General features: G+C 55.2%; 4 protein-coding genes. All 4 read left to right on the top strand.

The features are described 5' to 3' along the window. The first annotated feature begins 368 nt into the window (after positions 1 to 368). Positions 369 to 2,528 (top strand): hypothetical protein, encoded by a 2,160-nt coding sequence (locus tag AAF564_03395; GenBank protein ID MEM8484564.1) that lies wholly within the window; start codon positions 369 to 371, stop codon positions 2,526 to 2,528. Beyond that, positions 2,525 to 3,313, top strand: a complete 789-nt coding sequence (locus tag AAF564_03390; protein MEM8484563.1) for a hypothetical protein — start codon at positions 2,525 to 2,527, stop codon at positions 3,311 to 3,313. Before AAF564_03395 ends, AAF564_03390 begins: the two co-directional genes overlap by 4 nt. Positions 3,314 to 3,373: 60 nt before the next feature. Next, positions 3,374 to 4,579, top strand: coding sequence for an amidohydrolase (locus tag AAF564_03385; GenBank protein MEM8484562.1), 1,206 nt, complete (start codon positions 3,374 to 3,376; stop codon positions 4,577 to 4,579). 77 nt (positions 4,580 to 4,656) lie between these two features. Next, a complete protein-coding gene (locus AAF564_03380; protein ID MEM8484561.1) occupies positions 4,657 to 6,414 on the top strand; it encodes a lamin tail domain-containing protein in 1,758 nt (585 codons plus the stop codon). The last annotated feature ends 177 nt before the right edge of the window (positions 6,415 to 6,591 follow it).

Raw genomic sequence — 6,591 nt, 5'->3', positions numbered from 1 at the left:
GGTGCTTTTATCGGAGCGTTTTCCTGAATAAAATTCAGGAGGACCTGTGCGAAAGGAGATAAAAGCGCGCGTTTTATTTTATGGAATATCCCAGCGCAGAGGATCAATAGATTTTTCTGAACACCCCTGGTTCGATGTTCGATATTCAAGGACCTGCAATTCCTACAGAGATTCTGCGCATTTCCAACATACTATGACATAGAAGAGGTCACTGCATACTTCCGCCAGCCAACCTTAAACCTTCAACCCGCAACCTTAAACCAGTTTTCTGCAACCTGCGGGCTTAAAACCCGTTCGTAGATCTATCGCCGGCGCAAAAAGCCGGCGCAGCCGTATAATCCCCTTGACCTGCAGGCAAACTATCGGGTATGAGCCTTTCGTTTGGCATTTCTCCTCTTTTCCTCATCCCATGCGTACTCGTAGCCATCGGACTCGGGTACTGGGTTTACCAAAACACCGTCCCGACCCTTTCGCCGGCCAAGCGCTACGGCCTCACCGCATTGCGGACCCTCACGCTTTGCCTTGTGCTTTTCCTGCTCTTTAAACCGATCCTGGAAAACATCATCAGCACTGAGCAGCCACCGCTGCTGGCTGTGTTGATCGATGACAGCCAGAGCCTTGAAATTGCGATTGAAGAAGAAACGGATACCCTGCGCATCAGTGAGCAAACGCGGGCGACGGTGCGGCGGTATGCGGCAGAAAACGTGGACGGAAGCGTACGGTATTTCCGATTTAGTGGTGACATCGCGCAGCTCAACAACAACGAAGCCGACTCTCTTGCTTTTGACGGCGAGCGCACCAACGTTGCCCTTGCCCTGGCGCATGTGCGTGAACAGTACAAAGATGAAAACTTGCAGGGCGTACTGCTCATTTCAGACGGACAGTACAATACCGGCCGCAACCCGGTGTACCTGGCAGAACGGTACCCGGTGCCGATTCACACGGTAGTGGTTGGCGATACTACGCGTCGGCGCGACGTACAGGTGCGGCGCATTGCTACAAATGATATTGCTTATGTCGATGATGAGTTGCCCGTGCAGGTGGGCATCTTAACGGAAGGTTTTGGCGGCGAGCGCGTCTCTGTTTCTCTTTTTGAAAACGGCACGTTGCTCAACCAGGCCAACATAGATCTCCCCGCCGGCAATGCTGAGATTCCGGTGGACCTGTTTCACACGCCTGAAGAAGAAGGCCTGCACCGGTATACCATTGCCGTCACGCGGGTTGAAGGGGAAGCGACCTTTAAAAACAACGCGGCTTCTTTTGCGGTCCGCGTGCTCGAAAACAAGAAGCGCATCCTGCTTTTTGCGGCCGCACCGGAGCCAGACGTAGCAGCCTTGCAGCAATTGCTGGCAGAGGACCCCGACATCGAAGTCTCTGCCTTCGTACAGAAATCGCGCAACACCTTTTACAATCCTGAATTGCCAGACAGCCTCAGCGATTACGACGCCGTCATTCTTGCAGGATTCCCTGGCCGCTTTGCCAATGCAGCCGTGGTTGAGCAACTGGCCCAAAGCATTGAAGCCGGCCTGCCTGCGTTTTTCTTGCTTAGCCGGCAAACAGATCTCGGCACTTTGCGAAAGATGTTTGCCAACGTCCTCCCCGTCCAGCCCCGCACACTGCGCACCAATTTTGTAGAAAGCACCCTCACGCCAACAGCCGAAGGCACGCAACATCCGATCCTGCAACAAGCAGATACGCCAGCAGACCTCTGGCTAACCCTGCCCCCGCTTATTTTTAATGACTCCCGCTGGCAGGCAGCGCCTGATGCACGCATCCTCGCAACGCACCAGGTCCGCGGCATCCAGTTGGATGATCCGATCCTGGTGATCCGTAATCAGAACCGCCACCGAACAGCTGCACTACTTGGCGCCGGCACCTGGCGGTGGAAAAACCTGCCCGACGACCTGCAGTCGGCCGCCCCGCTCTGGACCAACCTCTTCTCCAACACCCTCCAGTGGATCACCACCAAAGAAGACGACCGCCCCGTACGCGTTGCGCCGGTGGAAGACCTGTTTGCCGGCGGTGCGTCCATTCAATTTGATGGGCAGGTTTATGACGAAAGTCTGAACCCGGTCGACGGCGCAGCGATAGAAATAGAGGTAACCCAGGCAGATAGCATCCGGTATCCTTACAGCATGGAGCCTATCGGCAACGGCCGCTATGTCCTCGACATCGGCGCGCTGCCCGAAGGGACCTACGATTACACGGTCAGTGCCCGACAGAATGATGTGGTGCTCGGAACCGATGCCGGCTCTTTTGCCGTTGGCGCGCTCACGCTGGAGTTCAAAGAAACCCGCGCAAACAGCCAGCTGATGTACCAGATTGCACAACGCTCTGGCGGCGAAGTGTTCGAAAAAGATACGCCGGCAGCCCTTACCCGGCACTTAGCAGAGACTGAGACGTTTATGCCGGTTATATTCGAAGAGCGCGTTGAATCTGAGTTGTGGCAGCGCTACTTCTTCTTTGTTATTATTCTGGTATTGTTAACTGTCGAATGGCTCATTCGCAAACGGAGTGGTATGGTATGACGCAACCTGAAGATCCATATATGAATTATGGAAACTCCCCGTCATCACCAGTTGCCCTCGAATCTGTACGTATTACCCTCGAGCTGTACCGGTCCGGCAAATCCGGGATCCAGTATCCAAAACTTCAGCAATTCATCCAGCCCATCCTCGCGCATTACCAGATCGAACTGGACGCAGGATTTTCAGACGATGTAACCCCCGCCAATATTGACGACATGACGCTGCTGCTCGATATCTTCGAGACAGCGAGTATTTTATGGGATTACTGTTGTCTGGCGCCGGATGCTAAAGAGAACAACTTCAAACAGCTGCAGGAAAGCCTGCTTGGCCCCCACCCCGAGCGCGACGACCTGGTTCAGTTTCCCGTGCTGGTTGCATCCATGGAAGAGCAATGGGAAGCGTTGGCGGAAGGCACACAGCGGCAAGCTGTTACGCCCTCCAAATCGCTGCATGCAGATGCCGGCGCAGGTGCAGCGCCCGCAGCAACAAACGGTGTCGCCCACTACGGCCCCGACCAGTTGGACATTCCCGAAGCCTTTGCCCTCTTTTCGAGACCCCTCCTGGAAAACGACGCCATTTTTGAAGACCCGGAGTCGTTGGACGATGTTATGTCTAAAGCGCAGGCCTACTGGGACCTCGCGCATCTGTCTGAAAAAGAACAATCCAGCGTGATGCACGCCGTGCTCGATAAATTTATATCAGCAGCCCATCGCAAGGATGATCTACATAAAGAAGCGTTGGCCATGATCAAGCGTTTCCACGAACTTTTCCCGGAGCGCGGATAGCATCAGGAAAAGCGGCGGGACACAATTGGAGGCGGCGAACGCGTGAAGCAAGGTGACCATATGAAAGCAACGTTACGTGAACTGGCACCCCCCGTTGATTTTGAATCCTTTCTCCTCACGTGCCGGCAGCACCTGCACCAGTATCCGGAGATTGGATTCCAGGAATTTGAAACGGCGCGCCACATCAGGCAACTCCTCACGGATCGCGGCCTGCAGGTTGTAGGTCCGATTGCTAAAACGGGTTCGTATGTCGACATCGAAGGCCTTGCAGATGGCACAGGCCGCACCATCGGCTACCGCGCAGATATAGACGCCCTCCCTATCCAGGACGCCAAGAACACCCCTTATGCTTCAAAACATCCCGGTGTCGCCCATCTCTGCGGCCACGACGTGCACACCACCATCGCCATTGGCATTGCCTTGATGCTACATGCGCACCGTGACCAGTTTGCCGGCACCATTCGCGTGTTTTTCCAGCCCAACGAAGAAGGCAACCCGTCGGGCGCACCCGAAATGATCAAAGACGGGGTATTGGACGGACTCGAAGCTGCCTATGCCGTCCATGTCGACCCTACGCTGCCCACAGGGCAATTTGGCGTAAAAAAAGGCGCGTTCACCGCTGCTGCAGCACGATTCAAAGTTGAAATCTCAAGCCCGAGTACGGGCCACTCCGCCCGCCCCCATGAGGCCATCGACACCGTGTGGACGGCAACGCAAATTGCCAACCAGTTGTACCAGTTGGCGGGCCGTTTTACGGATCCGCGGGATGCAACCATTTTAACCATTTGCCGCTTCTTTGCCGGCGAAGCTTACAACGTGGTCCCGTCGCTCGTAGAATTTGGCGGCACGGTGCGGTGTACCACCATGGAAACGCTGCATAGGATGCAGGACATGATTCGCGCAACGGCAGCAGCCGTTTGCCAGACCTCCGGGGCATCAGCTGATGTAAAGTTTGATGTCGGCCTCCCGCCGGTCATCAACGACGCCCGCCTGGTTGATCATCTCATTGAGAATATTGTGACCCACAACGGCAAAGCAGCCCTGTACCACATCCCGCGACCCAGCATGGGCGGCGAAGACTTCGCCAACTTCCAGCAAATTATCCCCGGCGCCATGATCCGGGTGGGTACGTCGAATAGCCCGGCAACCTCTTATCCGCTGCATGATGCCCACTTCGATGTAGATGAGTCAGCCATCGTGCCCGCCATCGAACTGATGACGCGTGTGCTGATCAGCCACGTAAATAGCGATCCGCTCGGCGTTTAAAGGAGCGAAAAAAGAGGGTATGCCGGCCGGCTCAACTGCGTCTATAGGAGTACCTGTAGTACGCAACGGTTTGCCCCATGCCATCAACGTTATTCCTGCTTCAAGCCACTACGCTGGTCTTACAAGGGCTGCTATTACCCGGCAACGCGCTGCCGGCAACGCAGCAATACCACGATCCGGGTGATCTGGTCATCAACGAAATTCACTATGCGCCAGCCGATTCCAGGCTAGAGTTTGTCGAGGTTTTTAACAGGTCAACTGCATTACTGAACCTGTGCACTTTGTCGATTGCTGATAGCCGCGACGAGCCCGTTGTGCTCTGTGATGGAGACGCGCTCCTCCCCCCTGAACAATTTGCGGTGATTGCACGAGACACGATGCTGTTAAAGCAGACTTTTGCATTGCCGGCCGCGTTGGCACAGGAAAACCTGTTGCTTGAACCTTCCTCCTGGCCAGCGCTGAACAACAGCGGCGACACCGTCACCCTGTACGCCGGCGCAGCAATGATCGATGCTGTATCGTATTTGCCAGACTGGGGCGGCCAACGGGTTTCGCTGGAGCGAATTGATCCTTTGGGGCCGGCGGCGGCATTCAACTGGGGAAGCTCGGTAGCGCAACAGGGTGCAAGCCCGGGATACCAAAACAGCATTTTCAATCCCGACCGCACACCGCCCTTTCTTTTACTGGCAGAGCGGACCACCCCGAAAACACTCACCCTGTTTTGGAATGAGCAAATAGACTTCACAGCCCTCCACCTCACCCAGTTTCAAGCAGGTGATCAATCTCCATGGACAATCACGCCCATCGATGTAAGCACGTTTTCCTTAACCTTTGGCAATGCGGTTCCAGCCAACGCGCTGCGCTACGATGGGATATCAGATTTGACAGGAAATACCGGGCCCCGGCAGCAACACCCGATTGCCAGACTGCCAGTTGCCGGCGAACTCCTGATCAACGAGGTTATGTTTGCACCACGCGCAGATCCGTATGACAACCTGCCCGATCAACCCGAATATGTCGAAGTGTTTAACGCCTCAGAGCATCTGCTGTCTTTGCGGCACCTTGCGTTGGCCGGCGAAGCTGACGATCGAGGTGAAGCAGATACACGCAGGGCAACACCGCCCCTCCCCGTCATGGTAGCGGGTAGCTTTGCAATTTTATACGCGCCCGGCAAAACCAGGCAGGACCTTGAAGTCTTTGAAGACGCATTTCCTGGATTGCAAACCACATCACCACTTTTACTTCCGGTAGACGCAGCATCACTCGGGCTTCGAAATGAAGGAGACCGCGTGGGTCTGGTGGTGGGTGACAGCCTCGTCGTGGATGACCTCGTGTACGATCCGGCGTGGCATCATCCACTCCTCGAAGAGACCCGGGGGCGGGCACTGGAGCGCAGGCGTCAAGACGCGGCAACCGCCCTCCCGTCAAACTGGAGCAGCGCTGTAACGGGTTCGGGAGGCACGCCAGGCCGGGAAAATTCCCTGCGCCAAATCACAGAGGAGACAGAAACAAACGGGCAACTGATTATCAACCCCGCCCTGTTTTCACCCGATGGTGATGGGGTTAATGACGTGTTGACCATTGCGATTCAGACAGAAAAAGCTTCCCAGGCAGGCGGCATAAAAGTCTTCGATTTGGCCGGCCGTCAGGTACGGACGCTGGTAGAAACAACCCTGTTTCAACAGCGCGAAATACGATTCTGGGATGGGGCGTCAGATGGCGGAAGTCTCCTGCCAGTTGGCGTATACATTGTTGTAGTAAACCTGCTGGACGTCTCGGCCGGAACGACGCAACAGATAAAGCAACCCGTTATCCTCGCACGCCAATTGCGATAAGTCGTGATCGGGCATGGTCTATGTTGACTCAAGAAAAATCACATATTGCCGATTACCAGAGGCATGAAGCGTTCTAGCAGCGTTGTTTTCAGGTAAGCGGCTTGAACCTTGTTCTTTGGACTATGCCCGAGAGTGGCCTTTCGACAACAGTGTTTTTTGGGGAACAGCAACTTGTAA

The organism is Bacteroidota bacterium (assembly GCA_039111535.1).
GTDB lineage: Bacteria > Bacteroidota > Rhodothermia > Rhodothermales > JAHQVL01 > JBCCIM01.
This window is presented reverse-complemented; position numbering and strand designations above follow the sequence as displayed.